At 62.1% G+C, this 20,525-nt stretch carries 18 protein-coding genes; 15 read left to right on the forward strand and 3 right to left on the reverse strand.

Annotated elements, in window-relative coordinates:
* The first annotated feature begins 142 nt into the window (after positions 1-142).
* The 4 genes from HNR59_RS00805 to HNR59_RS00820 all read left to right on the forward strand — a co-directional run bounded on the left by HNR59_RS00805 (position 143) and on the right by HNR59_RS00820 (position 4,474).
* On the forward strand, positions 143-1,081 hold the full coding sequence (locus tag HNR59_RS00805) for a DNA-methyltransferase (protein WP_210307183.1): 939 nt from the start codon (positions 143-145) through the stop codon (positions 1,079-1,081).
* A gap of 3 nt (positions 1,082-1,084) precedes the next feature.
* On the forward strand, positions 1,085-2,185 hold the full coding sequence (locus tag HNR59_RS00810) for a DGQHR domain-containing protein (RefSeq protein ID WP_183824574.1): 1,101 nt from the start codon (positions 1,085-1,087) through the stop codon (positions 2,183-2,185).
* A gap of 203 nt (positions 2,186-2,388) precedes the next feature.
* On the forward strand, positions 2,389-3,060 hold the full coding sequence (locus tag HNR59_RS00815) for a hypothetical protein (RefSeq protein WP_183824577.1): 672 nt from the start codon (positions 2,389-2,391) through the stop codon (positions 3,058-3,060).
* 463 nt (positions 3,061-3,523) lie between these two features.
* Positions 3,524-4,474, forward strand: coding sequence for a hypothetical protein (locus HNR59_RS00820; protein ID WP_210307184.1), 951 nt, complete (start codon positions 3,524-3,526; stop codon positions 4,472-4,474).
* Positions 4,475-4,532: 58 nt separating this feature from the next.
* Here the strand turns inward: HNR59_RS00820 and HNR59_RS00825 are convergent, their stop codons facing one another.
* A complete protein-coding gene (locus HNR59_RS00825; RefSeq protein WP_183824583.1) occupies positions 4,533-5,486 on the reverse strand; it encodes a cation diffusion facilitator family transporter in 954 nt (317 codons plus the stop codon).
* A 385-nt stretch (positions 5,487-5,871) separates the two neighbouring features.
* On the opposite strand from HNR59_RS00825, the gene HNR59_RS00830 reads away from it, so the two are divergent.
* Positions 5,872-6,996, forward strand: a complete 1,125-nt coding sequence (locus tag HNR59_RS00830) for a metallophosphoesterase family protein (RefSeq protein ID WP_183831217.1) — start codon at positions 5,872-5,874, stop codon at positions 6,994-6,996.
* On the forward strand, positions 6,993-9,614 hold the full coding sequence (locus tag HNR59_RS00835; RefSeq protein ID WP_183824586.1) for an AAA family ATPase: 2,622 nt from the start codon (positions 6,993-6,995) through the stop codon (positions 9,612-9,614). The genes HNR59_RS00830 and HNR59_RS00835 overlap by 4 nt, the downstream gene beginning before the upstream one ends.
* 4 nt (positions 9,615-9,618) lie before the next feature.
* Here the strand turns inward: HNR59_RS00835 and hemN are convergent, their stop codons facing one another.
* Positions 9,619-10,965 carry an oxygen-independent coproporphyrinogen III oxidase gene (gene hemN, locus HNR59_RS00840; RefSeq protein ID WP_183824589.1) on the reverse strand — a complete coding sequence of 449 codons (1,347 nt, stop codon included), beginning with the start codon at positions 10,963-10,965 and terminating at the stop codon, positions 9,619-9,621.
* A 144-nt stretch (positions 10,966-11,109) separates the two neighbouring features.
* Here hemN and HNR59_RS00845 point away from each other — a divergent pair, with 144 nt between their 5' ends.
* The gene (locus HNR59_RS00845) at positions 11,110-11,832 is read left to right on the forward strand and encodes a Crp/Fnr family transcriptional regulator (RefSeq protein ID WP_343060563.1); all 723 of its coding nucleotides are present in this window, start codon (positions 11,110-11,112) and stop codon (positions 11,830-11,832) included.
* Positions 11,833-11,845: 13 nt separating this feature from the next.
* Here HNR59_RS00845 and HNR59_RS00850 read toward each other — a convergent pair whose 3' ends face one another.
* On the reverse strand, positions 11,846-12,274 hold the full coding sequence (locus HNR59_RS00850; protein WP_183824592.1) for a hemerythrin domain-containing protein: 429 nt from the start codon (positions 12,272-12,274) through the stop codon (positions 11,846-11,848).
* A gap of 218 nt (positions 12,275-12,492) precedes the next feature.
* Between HNR59_RS00850 and ccoN the strand changes: the two genes are divergently transcribed.
* From ccoN to ccoS, 8 genes are all read left to right on the forward strand, one after another.
* Positions 12,493-14,115 (forward strand): cytochrome-c oxidase, cbb3-type subunit I, encoded by a 1,623-nt coding sequence (ccoN, locus tag HNR59_RS00855; RefSeq protein WP_183824595.1) that lies wholly within the window; start codon positions 12,493-12,495, stop codon positions 14,113-14,115.
* A 12-nt stretch (positions 14,116-14,127) separates the two neighbouring features.
* Positions 14,128-14,859: a cytochrome-c oxidase, cbb3-type subunit II gene (ccoO, locus tag HNR59_RS00860; RefSeq protein ID WP_183824597.1), complete on the forward strand. Its 732-nt coding sequence runs from the start codon at positions 14,128-14,130 to the stop codon at positions 14,857-14,859.
* Positions 14,860-14,868: 9 nt separating this feature from the next.
* Positions 14,869-15,021 carry a cbb3-type cytochrome c oxidase subunit 3 gene (locus HNR59_RS00865; RefSeq protein WP_183824600.1) on the forward strand — a complete coding sequence of 51 codons (153 nt, stop codon included), beginning with the start codon at positions 14,869-14,871 and terminating at the stop codon, positions 15,019-15,021.
* Position 15,022: 1 nt separating this feature from the next.
* Entirely contained in the window at positions 15,023-15,877 is an 855-nt protein-coding gene (ccoP, locus tag HNR59_RS00870) for a cytochrome-c oxidase, cbb3-type subunit III (protein WP_183824603.1), read from the forward strand.
* A gap of 193 nt (positions 15,878-16,070) precedes the next feature.
* Positions 16,071-17,627, forward strand: a complete 1,557-nt coding sequence (ccoG, locus tag HNR59_RS00875) for a cytochrome c oxidase accessory protein CcoG (protein WP_183824607.1) — start codon at positions 16,071-16,073, stop codon at positions 17,625-17,627.
* A 2-nt stretch (positions 17,628-17,629) separates the two neighbouring features.
* Positions 17,630-18,112 (forward strand): FixH family protein, encoded by a 483-nt coding sequence (locus HNR59_RS00880; RefSeq protein ID WP_183824610.1) that lies wholly within the window; start codon positions 17,630-17,632, stop codon positions 18,110-18,112.
* Complete coding sequence (locus tag HNR59_RS00885; RefSeq protein WP_183824613.1) at positions 18,109-20,346, forward strand: cation-translocating P-type ATPase; 2,238 nt, start codon at positions 18,109-18,111, stop codon at positions 20,344-20,346. Before HNR59_RS00880 ends, HNR59_RS00885 begins: the two co-directional genes overlap by 4 nt.
* The gene (ccoS, locus tag HNR59_RS00890) at positions 20,343-20,501 is read left to right on the forward strand and encodes a cbb3-type cytochrome oxidase assembly protein CcoS (protein WP_183824616.1); all 159 of its coding nucleotides are present in this window, start codon (positions 20,343-20,345) and stop codon (positions 20,499-20,501) included. The genes HNR59_RS00885 and ccoS overlap by 4 nt, the downstream gene beginning before the upstream one ends.
* Positions 20,502-20,525 lie beyond the last annotated feature (24 nt).

The following is a 20,525-nucleotide window of genomic DNA, read 5'->3' on the forward strand; positions in this document are numbered from 1 at the left end:
TCACCCGCGTCACGGGTGAATTGCCGGAGATTCCATTGATCGATCCCCTACCGATTGCGCTTGAACGGTTTGTTGCGCATTCGGGAGCGCCCCAGCGTGAAACACCTTGCATAACGGATCCAATTGATAGATCTAAGTTCGAATGATGCTCAGTAAACCCGATCCGGTTCTAACAAATTCCCCTGTGTCTGCGATCGAGGCTGTCCGCGCTGGATCGCCCTTCGTCATTTTTAACGGCGATTGCGCCACTCTGCTAGCCGAAATGGCCTCTGGCTGCGTAGACCTTTTTGTAACCTCTCCTCCATACTTTATGGGAAAGTCATACGATTGGTCCTATCGCGTGGAAGACTTCTACAAGGACGTTCGCGCGATTGCACCCAACGCTTCTCGTATTGTCCGGGTGGGTGGAAACATGGCTTGGCAGGTCGGCTACCATGTGACTGACAGTAATCTTCTTCCTCTCGATTTCGCGATCCATGATGTGTTTCGAGCGGACACTAGCATTAATCTGCGTAACCGCATTATCTGGCAGTTCGGTCATGGAACGCACGCAAAACGCCGTTTCAGCGGTCGGCACGAAATGATCCTATGGTACGGTAAGGGCAAGAACAGCTATTTCGATCTGGACAGCGTACGCGTACCCCAAAAATATCCCGGCAAGAAGCACTATAAGGGACCTCGAAAAGGCGAATACAGCGGCAACCCCAATGGCAAAAACCCATCCGATGTGTGGGACATTCCGAATGTTAAGGCAAAGCACGTGGAAAAAACGGCACATCCCTGCCAATTCCCGATCGCACTGGCACAACGCCTAGTTCGAGCTCTTTCACCCACCGGGGGGCTAGTATTTGACCCTTTTAATGGCTCTGGGACAAGCGGCATCGCCGCATGCCTGGAAAATCGGCAATTTCTAGGCGCTGACACCTCTATAGATTTTTGCGAGATTGCCATGGAGCGATATAGGCAATTGCAAGCAAGAACACTTCCCTATCGACCAATCGACAGGCCCATCCTTCAACCTAGTGGCAGGGAAGCCGTGGCAAAGACTCCACCTCACTTTGCTTTTCAAGAACAGGATTAAACGATGGCCAAGGCCGCAAAAGCTGCAAATGCAAAGCCCGCGAAGAAGCCCTCGAAACAAGTGGGAGTGAAGACTGGGGCACTGCCTAAGCAACTCGCGGTCCCCGCTCTACGTATCGTGCAAGGTAACAACACTTTCTACGCCTTCAGTTTGAAGGCGTCTCAGCTTTGGCCGATGGTTTCGATCAACAGGCGATCGGAAACGGAAGATCGCGGTTATCAGCGGGTCCTCTCGAACGCACGCGTCGAAGCAGTTGCAAACCACATTCGCTCTGGTCGTCCCGTCCCGAACAGTGTTCTCGTCTCGCTGGATAGCGCCACTTACGATAGTACGACTGGCAAACTAAGCATTCCTGCTGGAAAGGATATTGGTTGGGTTATCGACGGGCAGCATCGGATTGCCGGCGCACACGAAGCGTCCTCCGACTATGACATCGAGCTTTGTGTATTTGCATTTGTCGGTGTAGATGAAGAATTCCAAATTGAGCAATTCATTACGATAAACCGTGAGGCTAAAGGAGTCCCCACCTCATTGGTGTATGATCTTCTATCGCATCTTCCCAATCGCAAGAAGCCAGGGGATATCGCCACAGAACGAGCTGCTGAAATCGCAAACGAGCTACGGCACGACTCAAATTCTGCTCTATACAATAGAATAGTAGTTACGCAGGCGCCAACAAAGGGCAAAATATCGATAACCAATTTTGTTCGGAAGATTCAGCCTCATGTACATCCCGAGCGGGGCGTCTTGCGTGTCTTCACTCTTCCAGAGCAGCAGGCTATTATCGCAAATTACTTCGCAGCCTTGAAAAAAGTGTATCCAGAGCAGTGGAATAAGGCCGATAATATCTTTTTCCGAACCGTTGGGTTCGGCGCAATGATGAATATGTTCGAGGAGATATTTACGATTACCACTACCAGCTACAGCGGCTTCACCGTCCAAGACATCGAAAACACGCTCGCAGGCGTGAAGCATTTCGAATTTGCCTCTTGGGAGGCAGGCGGTTCGGGGAATAAGGCTGAGATGGACGCGGCAGCCGAGTTCCGGACCGACTTTAACCGTTCACGTACTACAACCGTATCAAACAGACGTCTGAAACTGTGAGCAAATGGATCAGCAAATGGCATGGCTCATTTCAGCATATCCGTCGTAGATCTGCTGCCGACGTTCGGACCAGCCTAGACGTCGCTACGCCCTTTCTTTTCGAAGCACAAGGCCATGAGAGCGATATTCCTGGATACCTTGATTCGCGTTGGGATACCCTAGCCGGTTCGGAGAACACAGTTATCAGCCTCCCGGGTCGCGACATGAATCTGGTGCGCGACACGCTGATGGCGGCAAGTCGATTTTACCACGTGATAGACTGCGCGAGAGCTCAAGTGCGCCGCGGTGCGATGACTTGGGCGATGGTTGACTCCTACCATGCCTCTCTTCTCGGTGCGAAAGCGATGTTCGCGCTATATGGCCTCTTCGCTTACGGCGTCCACGACCGCACAGTGTTAGTCGACTTTCGGCCCGAGTTCGGCAGCATTGACGATACAAAGAAATTCAAGAAGGCGAATAAGGGAGTGGAGTATCCCATCCGTGTTCTCATCCCCAAAGCTAAATATCTGGAGCAACAGGACATCTGGGCCTTGGTGACGCGGCTTTGCAACATCACAAAAACAGACGAACTTATCGGTCGAATCAATGAAAGTGCCACCTCACCTTTGTCAGCATTTAGAAACGCAACTCTATATGATTCCGTAGCTTGGCATTGGCCTACCGATCTTGTGCCGCCACGCATGGCCCTAGCCAATCGTGTTGCGAGAATCGCTGCAGAAGATGAGTTCCAGAGCGGATCGCTCAAGGCGTTGGCCACAATCTTCGAATTCGTCACCGCAAACATAAAGGAGCTTGGATATGCCTTGAGTTATGATCCGAACAAGCTCTCTCGCATATTTAACAAGCCCGGAACTCCAGTCGGCCTACTCACCTAATACCATTCAGGAGGATAACGCCGAACTTAGAGGATAAATTTGTGACTGGGTTGGATCGAGCCTACTGCCCCAAACCAGCGACCCGTTAAAGGCGTACTCAATGGCCAACATGAAGGCGCGAAGCTGTCATTCACATGACGTCAGACGTAAGTCCACCCCATTCGGAAGAATGGATTTTCGAGTAGGCTTTAGGATCATAGATCAATGCTTACGTACACGGGTTGATTAAATCAAGCTAAAATGGAGCACCCGATATTTCTGGTACATTTTTTGGTACAAAATTATTACGACTCCTACAATTTATATAATAAAATCAAATAAGTAATCTGAGTAAGATCATCTTCCGATTTCCTCCTTCTCCGCCATCAATTCACATTCTCAGCACCCGTGCGGAAACAGCCCAGCCCCAAGCGACAGCTGGGCAGCGTGCCGGTTGGCATGCGACCGTGATCCGGTTCCATACTTGTCGGACAAAGTGTCTCCCGATAAATGCGGGATGTTGCATGCCGTGTCCGTCCTAACTGCGTATCCACCATCGTCGCCATTTCAAGGGCTGTTCCAGTTGAACGGCTTTTGTTCACTCTGCCGGCTCCGTGAAAGGGTTTCCATGCGTTCCTGCCTTCGTTTCGGGTTTCTGACACTTGCCCTTGCCATGCCGATCGAGTGTTTCGCCCAGAATGCGGAAACTTGCACAGCCGCGGATGGATCCTATACGTTCCAGTATCCGCAAGATTTCACGCTGAGCCATATGTTTGCTGACGGCACCGGTGATGTGACGGGTGTCACCGCCTCCTCCATGGACAACGGCGATGTCAGCATCACCTTCCTTGGGCCGCGCGATCCGGGCGACATTGCAGAAGTCAGCGAGCAAAACCAGCAAGCCATTGTCGATGAATTCACAAAGGCCATTGCAGTTCTGTCATCGATCAGGTTCCAGTCGTCGAAGATGACGACGATGCTCGGCCAACCTGCCGTCGACATGGTGTTCACCAACAAGAGGTTCAAAACCGTCGCGATCAACCGTTACGTCTTCACGGTGCACGACGGCAAAGCCTACAATTTCGAGTGCATTTATCGCGAGGAAAAGGCAGAGCAATTCGCGCCCGCCTGCGATTTTGCTGTTTCTACCGTCAGCATGTCGGCCGCCAATGCGAGTTCATCCGATGATACGGAAGAGGACAGCAGCGCCGGCACATCGGCAGCCGGATCCTGCACCGAACAGGAACTCAACCGCCGTACTGTCGAGGTTACGGAACTGGCCTCCAGCCTGCTGATGAAGGATCAGTCGCCAGCGGCGATCGCACGGGTGAAAGAGGCGTACGACGCAGCGGCAGGGATCGATGCACGGGCAGGTTCACAGCCGTCCGGACAGGATTGCCTCGACGTCGACGCGATCATCGAAACACTGAGGTAACAGGCTTTTCGGAACATAGGGTCAGGAAGCCGACCAGACTGCATGCGGCGCGGGGGGGTCATTCCGCCCATTCCGGGTCGCCGGTGAAGACGACGGTGAGCCAGCGGTCGGGTCCCTCACCGCCGACCGCCTCACCGATCTCGTCACGCAGCGCATCCCATTCGCCGATGGTGCGGGCAGGCGCATCGGCGGGTACGATGAAATAAAGCTCGATTTCTCTGGAACGGCCAACCCGCGCCACATAGGCGCGATATGAAGCAAGGCTGTGTTTTTCCACAAAGGCCTGCGCCACCGTGTCGACATGCGCCTTGAGACCGGAGGGCGTGACAAGGAAGATGTCGGCCAGCGCCTGCCGGACGGTCGAGACCGGCAGCGGGATGATGAGCAGGCACACGATCGCCAGCACGGCCGGATCAATATAGGGCGAAATCCACTGCCATTCGGTGCCCTGCACGGCATAGCCGATGCAGAACGCGACCAGCAGCGCGGCGGTGATGCCTGCTGACATGATCCAGCCCTTGACGTCGAGCCGCACGAATTCGGACCCGATCCTGCGGTTGGCGCGCGCCTCGACCATGGCGATGGAAGCGCAGGCGACAACGGTGACGACCGCATAGACGATGGCCCAGCCGAACTCGAGCTCCCGCCCACCTTCAAGCAGGCTGCTGACCGCATTGACCAGCGCATAGACCGCGACACCGATCAGCAACGTGCCGTTCAACCCCAGCACCATCGGCTCCAGATGCCAGAACCCCATGGAGAAGCGCTCCCGCAGCTTGCGCGACAGCCCTCTGGACACGGCATAGGAGGTTATGAGGTTGACCACGAACAGCGACAGCAGGCTCATGCTGGCGTCGATCAGCGAATAAACGCCATCGAAGATGATCGAGAACGAACCCGAAATCAGACCAAAGCAGATCCCTAGCGACGAGATCACCAGCGTCACGGCAACGGAGGTTCTGAGCACGCCGCGTTCGTCACTCAGATCGAAGAATGCGGGCTTTTCGGACATGGTTTTGCTGTGAGCCTGAGGTCTGTGATGGAAAGCGGGCCGCGATGAAGCGCGTTCGGAACGCGGTATATTCTGCGGTGCAGAATATCCGGGGTCAGTGTCTCAGGGTCAAGGCATACCCAAAAAATGATCGGGAAAACGGGCGGGATGAGTGCATTTGCAGCCACGCTCCGCAGCTAATTTTGATACGAACTGAACGCCCGCGCATCGCCTGCCGCCGTCCCGCGTCACCGCCGTGGTTGCGTACGGGTGGACGATCTTCGTCGCGCAGGGTATCTGCCACAGGTGATCGGCACCGGCCTTTCGCCGACATCCGGCCGCCGCATTCCGGCGGGCAGTTGCGGCAGCGGACGGCGAGGTGCAACCAGCAGCCATCGGGGCAGGCATGTTTCGTTTCATCCATTCCAGCGATCTGCATCTTGGCAAGCGCTTCGGCAATTTTTCAGGCGACCTGCCGGTCAGGCTGCGCGAGGCGCGGCATGCCGTCATCGCCAGACTGGCAGGACACGTACTGGAACATGGAGCCGGGACGGTGCTGCTTGCGGGCGACACGTTCGATACGGAAACCCCGGCCCCGGACGTGCGCCGGCAGGCGCTCGCCGAAATGGCCCATCATGCGTCCGTGCGCTGGGTGATCCTGCCCGGCAACCACGATTCCCTGCAGGCAACGCAATTGTGGACGACACTGAAGGCGGAAGTTCCGGAAAATGTGGTGCTGGCGACCGAGCCCCGCCCCATCGAGCTGGCCGCCGGCGTCACCCTGCTGCCCGCTCCCTGCACCACGCGTCGTCCCGGCCGCGACCTGAGCGCGTGGATGGATGCGCAGGCGACGCCGGAAGGGTCGCTGCGCATCGGGCTTGCCCATGGCGCGATCCAGAGCTTTTCCGAAGACGCCGCGGCAAGCGAGGTGATCGCGCCGGACAGGGCGCGGCGCGCCGGCCTCGATTATCTCGCGCTCGGCGACTGGCACGGCGCCATACAGATCGATCCCCGCACGCATTACAGCGGCACGCCCGAGCCCGACCGCTTCAAGCACGAGCGTCCCGGCAAAGCCCTTCTGGTGAGCCTTGCCGGCCCTTCCGCCATGCCTGAGGTGACGCCGCTTGCCACGGCAAGCTTCAGCTGGAGCACACTCGAACTTCACCTGCTCGACGGCGACGATCCCGTTAGCGCCATGGAAGCCGTGCTGCCGACAGGCAGGGACCGCCGCCATTGCCTTTCGCGCATCGTGGCATCGGGTCAAAGCCATCTCGACGGCCACGCAAGACTGGTGCAGGCGGTTGAAAGTGCCGCCCCGGATTTCGCCTTCCTCGAACTCGATGACGCGGATCTTGCAATCCAGTGCGAAATTGCCGATCTCGACCTGATCGACCGCGCCGGCGCCCTCCGCGAAGCCGCCAATGCGCTGCTGGCGGAGGCTTCCGACGAAAGCCGCTCGGCAGCCGATCGCGACATAGCGCGCGCGGCGCTGGCGCGGCTTTATTCCCTTGCGCAGGGAGCCACGACATGAAGATTTCAGCGCTGCGGCTGTTCAACGTCAAGCGCTTCGGCGGACGCGGAGTGGCGATCGAAGACATTGGCGACGGCGTCAACGTGCTGTCGGAGGCCAACGAGTTCGGCAAGTCGACGAGCTTCGAGGCCCTGCATGCGCTGTTCTTCCAGCCGCATTCGAGCGTGTCGGCCGATGTGCGCAGCCTGCGGCCCTACAGTGGCGGCAACCCGCTCGTGGAAGCCGACATCGCCACGGCCGAAGGGCGGTTTCGCATCACCAAGCAATATTATGGCGGCCGCTCGGCACGGGTGACGGATCTGGGCAGCGGACGGCTGATAGCACAGGCCGATGAAGCCGAAAACTTCATTGCCGGGCTGATCAGGGGCGGCAGCGCCGGACCGGCGGGACTGCTCTGGGTCCGGCAGGGCATCACCGGCATCGAGGCACGCAGGAAATCCGAAGAAGACAGCGAGAAGCAGGCGCGCGCGGGCCTTCTCGAATCCGTGCAGGGCGAGGTGGAAGCCATCACCGGCGGGCGGCGCATGGCCGAGATCGCCAGGGTGGTCAGCGAAGAAATCGAGAAGCTGGTGACGAAGCGAGGGCCGAAGGCAGGCGGGCGCTACGCCGCCGCAATCGAAACCCGCGACAGGCTCACCGCCGAAGAACAGAGACTGTCGGCCGAAGTCACGTCCCTGCGCGCAGCACTCGACCAGCGCGCCGCTGCGGCGAGACGGCTTTCCGAACTCGAGCAGCCGCAGGACAGGCAGGAGCGCCGGGCTGCGGTCGAAAAGGCGCAGGCGGCCCTGAACGCGGCGAAGTCGCAGAGAGAAATGCTGAATGCGGCCGAAGCCAAATGGCAGCTCAGCCGCGACCGCCGCGATCTTCTGGCGCAAAATTGCGGAACCTTGCTGGAAGCGCAGGAAAAGGCGCAGGCACTGCGGGGCAGGCTGGAAGAAGCAGAAAGCCGCCACGCGCAAGCCACTGAAAAGCGGCGCGAAGCCGCCGCCGCGATGAGCGCGGCGCGTGCGCAGGCAGAAGCAGCGGAACAGCAGGAACAGGAAACCCGCGATCTGCTTTCCCGGCTGGATGCCGCCCTGAAAGCGCGTGATGCCGCACAGCGCCACGCAGCCTTACTGGAAAGGCTGAAGCTGGCCGAAGATGCCCGCCTGTCGCTGGAACAGGCCGAAGCAAAACACGCGCTTATTAAGATCGACCCGAAAACTATCGACGATCTTCAGGCACTTGAGGTTGAGATCGCCCGACTGCGCGCCTTGGGGGATGCCGCGCGTCCGTCAATAGCGATCGTCTATGAACCGGGCGCGGACCATCCTATACATATGGATGGCGTTGCGCTGGCGGATGGCGAGGAGCGCCGCTATGACGGCGAGGCACACCTGTCGGTACCCGGCATCGGCGCCATCACCCTGCGCTCGAACCGCCCTGCCCCGGACGACAGCAGGCTGAAGCAGGCCGTGGAAAAGCGGCGCGCCTTGCTTGCGGCGCTGGAAGCCGATGACCTTGCAGCCGTCAGGGCACGTCACGAACAGGCACAGCAGATCGCTATCGAGATGCAGGGCCTGCGCAGCCGCCTGTCCGCGCTGGCACCCGCAGGGCTGGCAAAGCTGCGCGAAGAGGTCGCCGCGCAGGAACCCGCCGCCGCCGAAGCGGTCGAGATCACCGGCGAGCCGGAAGAGATCCGGGCCGCCCACGCGCAGTCGGATGACAACCGCAAGGCTGCACGGCAGGCGCTGTGGGAGGCCGAACCCCTGCAGCGCATCGCCGATGAGGCGTTCATCGCAGCACAAACCGATCTCGCAGCCCTGCGCGCTGAGCTTGTCCAGATCGAGGTTACCCTCGGCCCGGAGGACGGCCGCGCCGAGCGCCGGCAGGAACTGTCCGGGCAGCTCGACGAAGCCGTGCTCAAGCTTGAAGCCGACGGGGCTGAGCTTCAGAAGCTGCGCGACAGCGCCGCCGATCTGGAATCGGTCGAGGCCACGCTGCGCCGGGCTCGCTCGGTCGAGGAGGCGGCCGAAAAAGAAGCCGCGGCGTTGCGCGAGACGATTGCCGAACTGAACGGCCTGATCAGGGCTTTGGCCGACGACGCCGTCGAGGAGAAATGGCACGAGACCCGGGAAGCCCTTTCGGCCGCGAATGCCCGCGTCGCCGCGTTTGAGAAAGAGGTCGGCATCCTACAAAGACTGTCTTCGGCGCTGGAGAGCGCCCGCACCGAGGCCAGCGATCTCTATCTCAAGCCTGTCATCACGGAACTGCGGCCGTTGCTTGGGCTCCTGTTCGACGATGTTGCGATCAGCTTCGACGACAAGACCCTTTTGCCGCGAACCATCCTGCGCAACGGGCAGGAAGAAGAGGTGGAACGTCTCAGCGGCGGCATGCGCGAGCAGCTCTCGGTGCTGACACGGCTGGCCTTCGCGCGCCTGCTCGCCCGCGACGGCCGCCCGACGCCGGTCATTCTGGACGACGCGCTGGTCTATTCCGACGACGACCGCATCGAAAAAATGTTCGATGCGCTGCATCGCCAGTCGCGCGACCAGCAGATCATCGTCTTTTCCTGCCGTCAGCGTGCCTTCCAGAAGCTGGGCGGCAACATACTGAGGATGACCGACTGGCAGCCGTGAACCGTTACACGGCCAGCGAGTGGCGCGCAGTACCACGCCCGAGATAACTGTCGAATTCGGCCGCGACGGAGCGCACATGGGCGCGTGCGTCGGGCTGCACCATGAAGCTGCCGTCCTGCCGGACGAGCACATCGGGGAAGCGTGCGCACATGGTGCGCGCCTCGTCGACGACCGCACCGGCCGCCGTGCCGAAACGCACCGACGCCTCGTCCACCGAAAAGCCGAAGTCGCACATCAGCCGCTCGATCACCCAGGCGCGGACGCGGTCCTCGCCGGAAAGCTCGAAGCCGCGCATCACCGGCAGCGTTCCGGCCTCCACCGCCCGCCGGTAATCGCCCATGGCGGTAGTGTTCTGGGCGTAGCCCTCGCGCATGCCGCTGACCGACGATGGTCCGAGCCCGATCAGCGTTTCGCAGCCATCGTCGGTGTAGCCCTGAAAATTGCGCCGCAGCGCGCCACGACGCGCAGCCAGCGCAAGGCTGTCGCCCGGCAGGGCGAAATGATCGAGGCCGATCGCCTCGTAGCCGGCCTCGCGAATGAGGGCAGCAGCCCGTGCCGACTGCGCCATGCGCGCCTCGCGGCCGGGCAGCGCGGCTTCGTCGATCAGTTTCTGGTGCTTCTTGAACCATGGCACATGGGCATAGCCGAACAGCGCCACCCGGTCGGGCTTCAGCGACAGCGAAAGCGCCACCGTATCGGCGATGCTGTCGACGCTCTGGTGCGGCAGGCCGTAGACGAGATCGAGATTGATGGCCGAAACGCCCCGCGCGCGCAGGCCATCGACCACGGCGCGCGTGTCCTCGAAGCTCTGCTCGCGATTGATCGCCTTCTGCACTTCGATGCGAAAATCCTGCACGCCGAGGCTGGCGCGCGTGGTGCCGACGGCGGCGATGGCGTCGAGACGCGCCTCGTCCATGTCGGTCGGATCGATCTCGACGCTGACCGACACATTCGCGGTAAAGCGGAAGTTGGCGCGCAGCGTGTCGATGAGGCGCTGCAGATCGTCAGGCGTCAGAAGCGTGGGCGAGCCGCCACCAAGATGCACAGCTCCCACCTGCACGGTTTCAGGCAAGGCTTCAGCAACCAGCGCAATCTCGCGATAAAGCGCCCCAAGATAGGCGGCGACCGGCTCGTAACGCAGCGTATGGCGCGTATGGCAGGCGCAGAACCAGCAGAGCCGGTCACAAAACGGGATATGAATATAAAGCGATACCGCCTCGCCGTCCTTCACCGCGGCCATCCAGCGGCGCACGGTTTCATCGCCGACGCCTTCGTGGAAATGCGGCGCGGTCGGATAGCTCGTATAGCGCGGAGCAGTGTCGGCGAATTTGAAAGCGGTTTGCGCAGACATGAAACCTCCTTGTCATACGCAAAACTCTGACGTGAAGTAATTCACCCTGCGTTGACCCTGATCAAACCCCGCACGACAAGACAAACTGACGCGGCGCGTCAATTGCGCTAAGGTGCTATCGATGAACCGAAAGGTGGCCAGATCGTGCGCAAGGACGTTCATACTGACGGTATTCCCGTATTGTGCGTGTCCTGCGAGGCGCGTCACAAGGGCGTTTGCGGCGCGCTTGAGCCTGAGCAACTCGTTGCGCTGGCAAAGACCTCACATAAGCATCATGCCGAAAGCGGTTCCGAACTGCTGGGCGACGCCGAGAAGATCGACACCTATGCCAATGTTCTGTCGGGCGTGGTGAAGCTGACCAAAACCCTTTCGGACGGACGCCAGCAGATCGTCGGCCTGCAATTCGCGCCGGATTTCCTCGGCAGGCCATTCAAGACCGAAAGCGAGCTGAACGCCGAGGCCGCCACCGAGGTCTCACTGTGTTCCTTCCCGAAAGCGTCCATCGAGCGGATGATGCAGGCGTCGCCCGAACTGGAACGACGGCTCTACAAGCAGGCGCTCAAGGAACTGGACGACGCCCGCGAATGGATGGTGACCCTCGGGCGCAAGACCGCGGCGGAAAAGATCGCCTCCTTTCTGCTGATGATCGCGCGCCACATCGATCCTTCGGCAGCCCCGGACCGCAACTCGGCCAGCTTCGACCTGCCGCTGACCCGTGCCGACATCGCCGATTTTCTTGGCCTGACCATAGAAACCGTCAGCCGCCAGCTCACACGTCTGCGCGCCGACAAGGTCATCACCATCGAGAACAACCGGCACATCCTCGTGCCGGACCTCGCGCGGCTGGAGGCCCGGGCCGGAAACTGACCGGTTCGGCCCCTCACGCTTCCATGCAGCCAATCTCGGGCAATACATGCTCGCGCTCGAAGGCAACATGCCGGCGCTGGCCTTCGAAGAAACCACGCAGCATAAAGCCCAGCGCCTCGGGATTGTCGACGCTGCCATCGCGCCCGAGCAGGAGAAGGGCTTCGCTCAGTTCTCCGGCGAAGCACTCGTCCTCGACATGCTCGGCCAGCAGCCTCTCCAGCGAACCTCGCCCTCGTCCGCGCTGCTCAAGCGCGCGCTCATAGGCCGGCAGCAGCGTTTCCTCCTCGAAACGGTGAATGCCGCGCACCAGCGGCTCCAGCTCGCAGGCGATCATCAGGCATTTGCGGCGATCGACGCTCGCCGGCAGCGAGTCGGCCACTTCCTCAAGCAGGCCGCACAGCCGCAGCATCTGCGCGTGGGCCAGTTCTACGATGGCGATCATGCTCTCCTGACAGCGCGGCTGGCGCGCCTCTCCTCCCTGCAGGGTCGTTATCCGTATGGTTTTCATTCTGCCTGACCCGATCGAATGCGACACACAATGGCTGCGGCGACGCGTCACGGCGTTGACATGGATCAATGCGCTTCACGCTGGAAACACCCAATGAAGAAGGATGCCGGCAGATGTCATCTGCGCTGCCGGGCAAGGATCGGGGACTCTGGATGACCAACGGACCATATATCGTCGGCCTGGGCCTGTTTGCGTTCATCGCCCTTCTGGGGGCGGGATTCGCAGCGGACCAGCCCTTCGCCCAGCACATGTGGGTGCTGTTCTTCGTACTCGTCGGCGCGACCTTCGTGCTAATCCGCCGCGCGCAGTTCGCGCCCGCGCAGGCGCCCGATCCGGACGCCTACATGGACGGGCCGATCCGCTACGGCTCGATTGCCACCATCTTCTGGGGGGTGATCGGCCTGACCGTCGGCGTGGTCGTGGCGTTGCAGCTTGCCTTCCCCGATCTCAACATCGAGCCCTGGTTCAATTTCGGCCGCATGCGGCCGCTGCACACCTCGGCCGTCATCTTCGCCTTCGGTGGCAACGCGCTGATCGCGACATCTTTCTATGTGGTGCAGCGCACCTCGCGCGCGCGCCTCTTCGGCGGCGATCTCGCCTGGTTCGTGTTCTGGGGCTATCAGCTCTTCATCGTCATGGCGGCCACCGGCTATCTGCTCGGCATCACCCAGAGCCGTGAATACGCCGAACCGGAATGGTATGTGGACATCTGGCTGACCATCGTGTGGGTCGCCTATCTGCTGGTCTTCCTCGGCACCATCCTGAAGCGCAAGGAACCCCACATCTATGTGGCCAACTGGTTCTACCTCGCCTTCATCATCACCATCGCCATGCTGCACATCGTCAACAATCTGGCGGTGCCGGCATCCTTCGTGGGCTCGCGCTCCTATTCGCTGTTCTCCGGCGTGCAGGATGCGCTGACGCAGTGGTGGTACGGCCATAACGCGGTCGGCTTCTTCCTCACCGCCGGCTTCCTCGGCATGATGTACTATTTCGTGCCGAAGCAGGCCGACCGTCCGGTCTATTCCTACCGGCTGTCGATCATCCACTTCTGGGCGCTGATCTTCCTCTACATCTGGGCCGGCCCCCATCACCTGCACTACACCGCCCTGCCCGACTGGGCGCAGACGCTGGGCATGGTGTTCTCCATCATGCTGTGGATGCCTTCGTGGGGCGGCATGATCAACGGCCTGATGACGCTCTCGGGCGCATGGGACAAGATCCGCACCGATCCCGTCATCCGCATGATGGTCGCGGCCATCGCCTTCTACGGCATGGCCACCTTCGAAGGCCCGATGATGTCGATCAAGGCGGTCAACTCGCTGTCGCACTACACCGACTGGACCATCGGCCACGTCCACTCCGGCGCGCTCGGCTGGAACGGCCTGATCACCTTCGCCGCCCTCTACTTCATGGTGCCGAGACTGTGGGGCCGCGCGCGGCTCTACTCCGAGCGCCTCGTGGTGTGGCACTTCTGGCTCGCCATGATCGGCATCGTCGTCTACGCGGCCGTGATGTGGGTGTCGGGCATCATGCAGGGTCTGATGTGGCGCGAATACGACGAGCAGGGCTTCCTGGTCTATTCCTTCGCCGAAACCGTCGAGGCCATGTTCCCCTACTATCTGATGCGTGCGCTGGGCGGTGCCCTCTACCTCGCCGGTGCAATCATCATGGCCTACAACCTCACCATGACCATTCTCGGCCACCAGCGCGAGGAGGAGCCGATCGGCGGCAAGGCCGCTTCGCCCCGCCCCGCTGCCGTGCCGGCCGAATAGGAGTTTGACCGAATGGCTCTTCTTGACAAGCATCGCGTCATCGAAAAGAACGCCACGCTTCTTCTGGTCGGCTCTCTCTTCGTGGTCTCGATCGGCGGTATCGTGGAAATCGCACCGCTGTTCTATCTCGAGAACACCATCGAGAAGGTGGACGGCATGCGGCCCTACTCGCCGCTGGAACTGGCCGGGCGCAACATCTACATCCGCGAGGGTTGCTACGTCTGCCATTCGCAGATGATCCGCCCCTTCCGCGACGAGGTGGAACGCTACGGCCACTACAGCCTGGCGGCGGAATCGATGTACGATCACCCGTTCCAGTGGGGGTCCAAGCGCACGGGGCCGGACCTTGCCCGCGTCGGTGACCGCTACTCCAACGAATGGCACGTCCAGCACCTCATCGAGCCGCGCTCGGTGGTGCCGGAATCTGTGATGCCGAGCTACGCCTTCCTGAAGGACAAGAACCTCGACATCCGCAATTTCGAGACGCATCTGGTCGCCAACCGGCGCGTCGGTGTGCCCTACACCGACGAGATGGTCGAGAACGCGGTGGCCGACCTGCAGGCGCAGGCCGATCCCAACGCTGACACGTCCGGCGTCGAGGAGCGCTATCCGAAGGCCAAGCTCGGCGATTTCGATGGCGATCCCAACCGCCTGACCGAAATGGACGCGCTGGTCGCCTATCTCCAGATGCTCGGCACGCTGGTCGATTTCACCAGCTACGACGAGCCCGACGGCTCGCGCTAGGAGGCTTCCATGGAAACCTACACCTATCTGCGCCAGCTCGCCGATTCGTGGGGGCTGCTGTTCATGACGCTCTTTTTCATCGGCGTCGTGATCTTCGCCTTCCGCCCCGGCAGCCGCGAACAGGCCGACGAAGCCGCCCGCATTCCGCTCAAGGACGACTGACATGAGCCACAAGGAAATCGACGAAATCAGTGGCGTCGCCACGACCGGCCATGAATGGGACGGCATCAAGGAACTCGACAATCCCATGCCGCGATGGTGGCTGTGGACTTTCTACGCCACCATCTTCTGGGCACTCGTCTACACCATCGCCTATCCGGCATGGCCGCTGGTGAACTCTGCGACCTCCGGCCTGCTCGGCTGGTCGAGCCGTGCCGATCTGCGCACCGAGCTGACCGCGGCGGAAGTTGCCAAGGGCGATTACGTGGCTGCCATCGAAAAGGCTTCGGTCGAAGAGATTCTGGCCGACGACACCTTGCGCCAGTTCGCCATCTCGGCGGGCGCTGCGGCCTTCAAGGTCAACTGCGTGCAGTGCCACGGCTCTGGCGCGGCCGGTTCGCCCGGCTATCCGAACCTCAACGACGACGAGTGGCTGTGGGGCGGTTCGCCCGAGGAAATCCGCACCACCATCGCCCACGGCATCCGTTTCGCCGGCGATGAGGACACCCGCATTTCCGAAATGCCGGCCTATGGCGACATTCTCAGCCGCGAGGAGATCGCCGACGTCGTGAAGCATGTCGTGGCGCTGTCCAGCGGCGGCGATCTCACCGGCCCCGGCGCCGAAACCTTCGCCAACAACTGCGCCGCCTGCCATGGCGAGGCCGGCAAGGGCGGCCTCGAATTCGGTGCGCCGGACCTCACCGACGCCATCTGGCTCTACGGATCGAGCCCCGCCGAAATCACCGCCCAGGTGCGCCAGCCGCGCCATGGCGTGATGCCGGCGTGGCAGGCGCGTCTCGGAGAGACGACAGTGAAGGAACTGACCGTTTACGTCCATTCGCTCGGCGGGGGCCGCTGATCCCAACCTCCGGTCCCAACCTGCAAAGGGGCCGGGCGATAAGCCGGGGGGCTGGAGGGTCCGGCAGCAATGCCGGGCCCTCTGACGCGCATGGATGTCACTGTGCCGCACCCTGTGCTTGACCCAGATCAAGCCAGCCGGGGCAGGTTCAGGGCATGGCTGGACGGCGGTTAGGTACGGTCAGGAGAAGAGTATGTCCGGCACAGTCGAGTTCGAACGCCATGACGCGCAGGCGGTCAACTCTGCCAAACTGCGCCAGCCGCTCTACGCCGCGCGCAAGAAGATCTTTCCCAAGCGCGCCAACGGCTCGTTCCGCAATTTCAAATGGCTGATCATGGCCATTACGCTCGGCATCTACTACCTGACGCCGTGGATTCGCTGGGACCGTGGCCCGCATGCGCCCGATCAGGCGGTTCTGGTCGACATCGCCAACCGCCGCTTCTATTTCTTCTTCATCGAAATCTGGCCGCAGGAGTTTTTTCTCGTCGCCGGCCTTCTGGTGATGGCCGGCCTCGGCCTTTTCCTTATCACCTCAACGGTCGGGCGCGCGTGGTGCGGCTATACCTGCCCGCAGACCGTGTGGGTCGATCTCTTCCTCGTCGTCGAGCGCGCCATCGAAGGCGATCGCAATGCCCGCATCCGCCTCGATCAGGCTCCGTGGACGGCACGCAAGATCGCGCTCCGCACCGCCAAGCACGCGATCTGGATCGCCATCGCCGTGGCGACCGGCGGCGCGTGGATCTTCTATTTCTCCGACGCGCCCTATCTGGCCATGGATTTCGCGACCGGGCAGGCAGCCCCCGTCGCCTACATCACCGTCGCCGTCCTCACCGCCACCACCTATGTGTTCGGCGGGCTGATGCGCGAGCAGGTCTGCACCTATATGTGCCCCTGGCCGCGCATTCAGGCAGCCATGCTCGACGAGCATTCGCTGACCGTGACCTACAACGACTGGCGCGGCGAGCCCCGCTCCCGCCACGCCAAGAAGGCTGCGGCGGCCGGCAAGCCGGTGGGCGATTGCGTGGATTGCAACGCCTGCGTGGTGGTGTGCCCGATGGGCATCGACATTCGCGACGGCCAGCAGCTCGAATGCATCACCTGCGCCCTGTGCATCGATGCCTGCAACGGCGTCATGGACAAGCTCGGCCGCGAACGCGGCCTCATCTCTTATGCGACACTGGCCGACTACAACGCCAACATGGCTCTCGCGACAGGCGACGGCGCCCATGACATCCGCCCTTCGCTGGTCCGCGATGCCTCCGGCCGTATTTCCGACGCCATCTCGACCTTTCATCTTGGAAAGCTGTTCAGACCCCGCACCTTCATCTATTTTGGCGGATGGGCGCTGGTCGGCGTACTGCTGATCTACGGGCTGATGACCCGCGACCGGCTGGAGATGAACGTGCTGCACGACCGCAATCCGCAATATGTGGTGCTTTCCGACGGATCGATCCGCAACGGCTACACGGTCAAGCTGCTCAACAAGATCCCCGAACAGCGCACCGTCACCGTCAGCCTGGATGAGCTTCCCGGCGCGACGATGAATGTCGTGGGCCTCGATCATGAGGAAAGCAGCACCATCACGGTGACGCTGGAACCGGATCGCGCGCGTTCGCTCAAGGTCTATGTGCGCCAGCCCCGTGAAGGGGCGAAGAGCCCCGGTAAGGCGCAGCGTCTCGTTTTCCACGTCGAGGACAAGTCCAGCCTCGATTCCGCCGACTATGTGACCAGCTTCGAGAGCCCGGAGTGAGAATGATGAGCCAGCAATTCACCGGCCGCCACTTCCTGTTGATCATGGTCGCCTTCTTCGGCGTCATCATAACCGTCAACGTCACCATGGCCGTCTATGCCAATACGAGCTGGACCGGCTTCGTGGTGCGCAACTCCTATGTCGCGGGCCTCGAATTCAACCGCAAGTCGCGCGAACACCGCGAGCAGGTGGCGCTGGGCTGGAACACGACGGTGACCGGAACCGACGGCACCTTCCGCTTCGCGCTGGCCGACGCCGAAGGCAATCCCGTTGCCCTGAAGGCCGGTACGGCACAGTTCCGCCGCCCGGTGACCGATACCGAGGACACGACGCTGGCCCTGGCACCCGCATCGGGCGGAGCGCTCGACGCGCCTTTCGCGCTGGCTGACGGCGCCTGGATCGTCGAGATCGAGGCCGACGCCGGCCGCGACGTGCCATGGCACGAGATCCACCGCATCATCGTCAGGGACGGGGCCATCAGATGAGTTGCTGCGCGCCCGGAAGCGAAGATCTCGCCAGAGCGCTGGCCGCGCTTCCAACCGGCGAGGAAGTCGCCTTCGCCGCGCGCGATATGGGTGACGGCACGCGGCAGGTCGAGCTGTCCGTGCCGGGCGTGCATTGCGCCGCCTGCATCCACGCCATCGAGACGGCGCTGGGCAAGCTGGATACGGTCGAGCGGGCGCGCGTCAACCTTTCCACCAAACGCGTCAGCGTTCGCTGGCGCGGCGATGACCTGCCTCCGGTGGTATCCACGCTCGATGGGCTCGGCTATCCGCCGCACCTGTTCGACGATGCGCAGGACGGCAGGGACCCGGTGCTTTCGGAACTGCTGCGCGCGCTCGCCGTATCCGGCTTTGCCGCCGGCAACATCATGCTGCTGTCCGTCTCCGTCTGGTCGGGCGCGGAAGGAGCCACGCGCGACCTGTTCCACTGGGTCTCGGCGCTGATCGCCCTGCCCGCGCTGGCCGTGGCCGGCGGCATTTACTACCGTTCGGCGTGGAGCGCCCTGCGCCACGGGCGCATGAACATGGACGTGCCCATCGCCATCGGCATCACGATGGCCTATGCCTTGAGCATCTACGACACCTGGCATTCCGGCACCCATGCCTATTTCGACGCTTCGGTGACACTGCTGTTCTTCCTGCTCATCGGCCGCACGCTCGACCATGTCATGCGCAACAAGGCCCGCGCCGCCGTGGCTGGCCTCGCGCGGCTCAGTCCGCGCGGCGCTCTAGTGCTGTTCGGCGACGGCACCCGCGACTATCGCCCCATCGCCGAGATCGAGCCCGGCATGCGCCTTCTGGTCGCGGCCGGCGAGCGCATTCCCGTCGATGCGAAGGTCGTGCAGGGCGCATCCGACCTCGACTGCTCGCTGGTCAATGGCGAGAGCGCGCCGCTCGCCGTGGCTGCCGGGGCCGAGATACAGGCCGGCACGCTCAACCTGACCGGACCCCTGACGCTGGAGGCCACACGGCCCGCCTCCACCTCCTTCCTCGCCGAAATGATGCGGCTGATGGAAGCCGCCGAGGGCGGGCGCGCCCGCTATCGCCGCATCGCCGACCGCGTATCGGCCATGTATGCGCCGGTGGTGCACCTGACCGCGCTCGTCACCTTCATCGGCTGGATGCTGGCCGGCGCCGACTGGCATCAGGCGGTCACCATCGCCATCGCCGTGCTGATCATCACCTGCCCCTGTGCGCTCGGCCTCGCCGTGCCCATCGTGCAGGTGGTGGCCGCGCGCCGGCTGTTCGAGAACGGCATCATGGTCAAGGACGGGGCAGCCATGGAACGTCTGGCGCAGGCCGACGCCGCCGTCTTCGACAAGACCGGCACGCTCACCCTCGGCCATCCGCGCCTGACCAATGTGCACGAGATCACGCCGCGCCTGCTCGGCATCGCCAGCGCGCTGGCCGCCCATTCCCGCCACCCGCTCTCGCAGGCCATCGCCGAACAGGGGGGAGGCACCCCTGCGCCTGCCTTTAACAAAGTAGAGGAACTGCCGGGCTTCGGCATGGAGGCCAATGCGGGCGATACGATCTGGCGGCTCGGCCGGGCCAGCTGGGCAGAAAATGATTCGCAGGAAAGCGGCACGGTCCTCTCCCGAAACGGTGAAATCGTTGCCCGTTTCACTTTCGAGGATGAGACCCGCGCCGGCGCGCGCGCCACGATCGCCGCGCTCAGGGCTAGCCTCGGCCCGGTTGAGATGCTGTCGGGCGACACGGAAGCGGCCTGCCGCCGCGTCGCCGGTGAGCTTGGCATCGACGTCTGGCGGGCTGCCCTTCTTCCCGCCCAGAAGGTCGAGCGCATCGAGGAGCTTGCGCAGGAAGGCCGCAAGGTGCTGATGGTGGGCGATGGGCTCAACGACGCGCCGGCGCTGGGCGCGGCCCATGTCTCGATGGCGCCTGCTACGGCTGCCGACATCGGCCGCAACGCCGCCGATTTCGTATTCCTGCGCGAGAGCCTCGCCGCCGTGACCACGGCGCGTGACGTCGCCCTGCGTGCCGGCCAGCTCATCCGCCAGAACATCGGCATCGCCATCGTCTACAACATCATCGCCGTGCCGATCGCCATTCTGGGCTATGTCACGCCGCTGATCGCGGCTATCGCCATGTCGGGCTCGTCGATCCTCGTCATCACCAATGCGCTGCGGCTGATGCGCGCCGGCCGTACGGAGGACGAAGGCAAGACACGGCAGGTTACGGAGCCTGCAACGGCATGAGCATCCTCATCTATCTGATACCTGTTGCCCTGTTCCTCGGGGCCATCAGCCTGCTTGGCTTCCTGTGGGCACTGCGCAGCGGCCAGTACGACGATCTCGACGGCGCCGCCGAACGCATCCTGCTTGACCCGGAAGACACGAAACCGAAGTCCTGATTCGTCTCCTCCTCTTCATTCTGC

The sequence above is a fragment of the Aquamicrobium lusatiense genome, from assembly GCF_014201615.1.
Lineage (GTDB): Bacteria > Pseudomonadota > Alphaproteobacteria > Rhizobiales > Rhizobiaceae > Mesorhizobium > Mesorhizobium lusatiense.

Excerpts from the sequence above, each read along its gene's own strand:
- HNR59_RS00885 (WP_183824613.1), top strand. The coding sequence starts at position 18,109 with ATGAGTTGCTGCGCGCCCGGAAGCGAAGATCTCGCCAGAGCGCTGGCC.
- HNR59_RS00835 (WP_183824586.1), top strand. The coding sequence starts at position 6,993 with ATGAAGATTTCAGCGCTGCGGCTGTTCAACGTCAAGCGCTTCGGCGGA.
- hemN (WP_183824589.1), bottom strand. The coding sequence starts at position 10,965 with ATGTCTGCGCAAACCGCTTTCAAATTCGCCGACACTGCTCCGCGCTAT.
- HNR59_RS00810 (WP_183824574.1), top strand. The coding sequence starts at position 1,085 with ATGGCCAAGGCCGCAAAAGCTGCAAATGCAAAGCCCGCGAAGAAGCCC.
- HNR59_RS00825 (WP_183824583.1), bottom strand. The coding sequence starts at position 5,486 with ATGTCCGAAAAGCCCGCATTCTTCGATCTGAGTGACGAACGCGGCGTG.
- HNR59_RS00865 (WP_183824600.1), top strand. The coding sequence starts at position 14,869 with ATGGAAACCTACACCTATCTGCGCCAGCTCGCCGATTCGTGGGGGCTG.
- HNR59_RS00815 (WP_183824577.1), top strand. The coding sequence starts at position 2,389 with ATGAATCTGGTGCGCGACACGCTGATGGCGGCAAGTCGATTTTACCAC.
- ccoO (WP_183824597.1), top strand. The coding sequence starts at position 14,128 with ATGGCTCTTCTTGACAAGCATCGCGTCATCGAAAAGAACGCCACGCTT.
- HNR59_RS00805 (WP_210307183.1), top strand. The coding sequence starts at position 143 with ATGATGCTCAGTAAACCCGATCCGGTTCTAACAAATTCCCCTGTGTCT.
- ccoP (WP_183824603.1), top strand. The coding sequence starts at position 15,023 with ATGAGCCACAAGGAAATCGACGAAATCAGTGGCGTCGCCACGACCGGC.
- HNR59_RS00830 (WP_183831217.1), top strand. The coding sequence starts at position 5,872 with ATGTTTCGTTTCATCCATTCCAGCGATCTGCATCTTGGCAAGCGCTTC.
- ccoN (WP_183824595.1), top strand. The coding sequence starts at position 12,493 with ATGACCAACGGACCATATATCGTCGGCCTGGGCCTGTTTGCGTTCATC.
- ccoG (WP_183824607.1), top strand. The coding sequence starts at position 16,071 with ATGTCCGGCACAGTCGAGTTCGAACGCCATGACGCGCAGGCGGTCAAC.
- HNR59_RS00880 (WP_183824610.1), top strand. The coding sequence starts at position 17,630 with ATGATGAGCCAGCAATTCACCGGCCGCCACTTCCTGTTGATCATGGTC.
- ccoS (WP_183824616.1), top strand. The coding sequence starts at position 20,343 with ATGAGCATCCTCATCTATCTGATACCTGTTGCCCTGTTCCTCGGGGCC.
- HNR59_RS00850 (WP_183824592.1), bottom strand. The coding sequence starts at position 12,274 with ATGATCGCCATCGTAGAACTGGCCCACGCGCAGATGCTGCGGCTGTGC.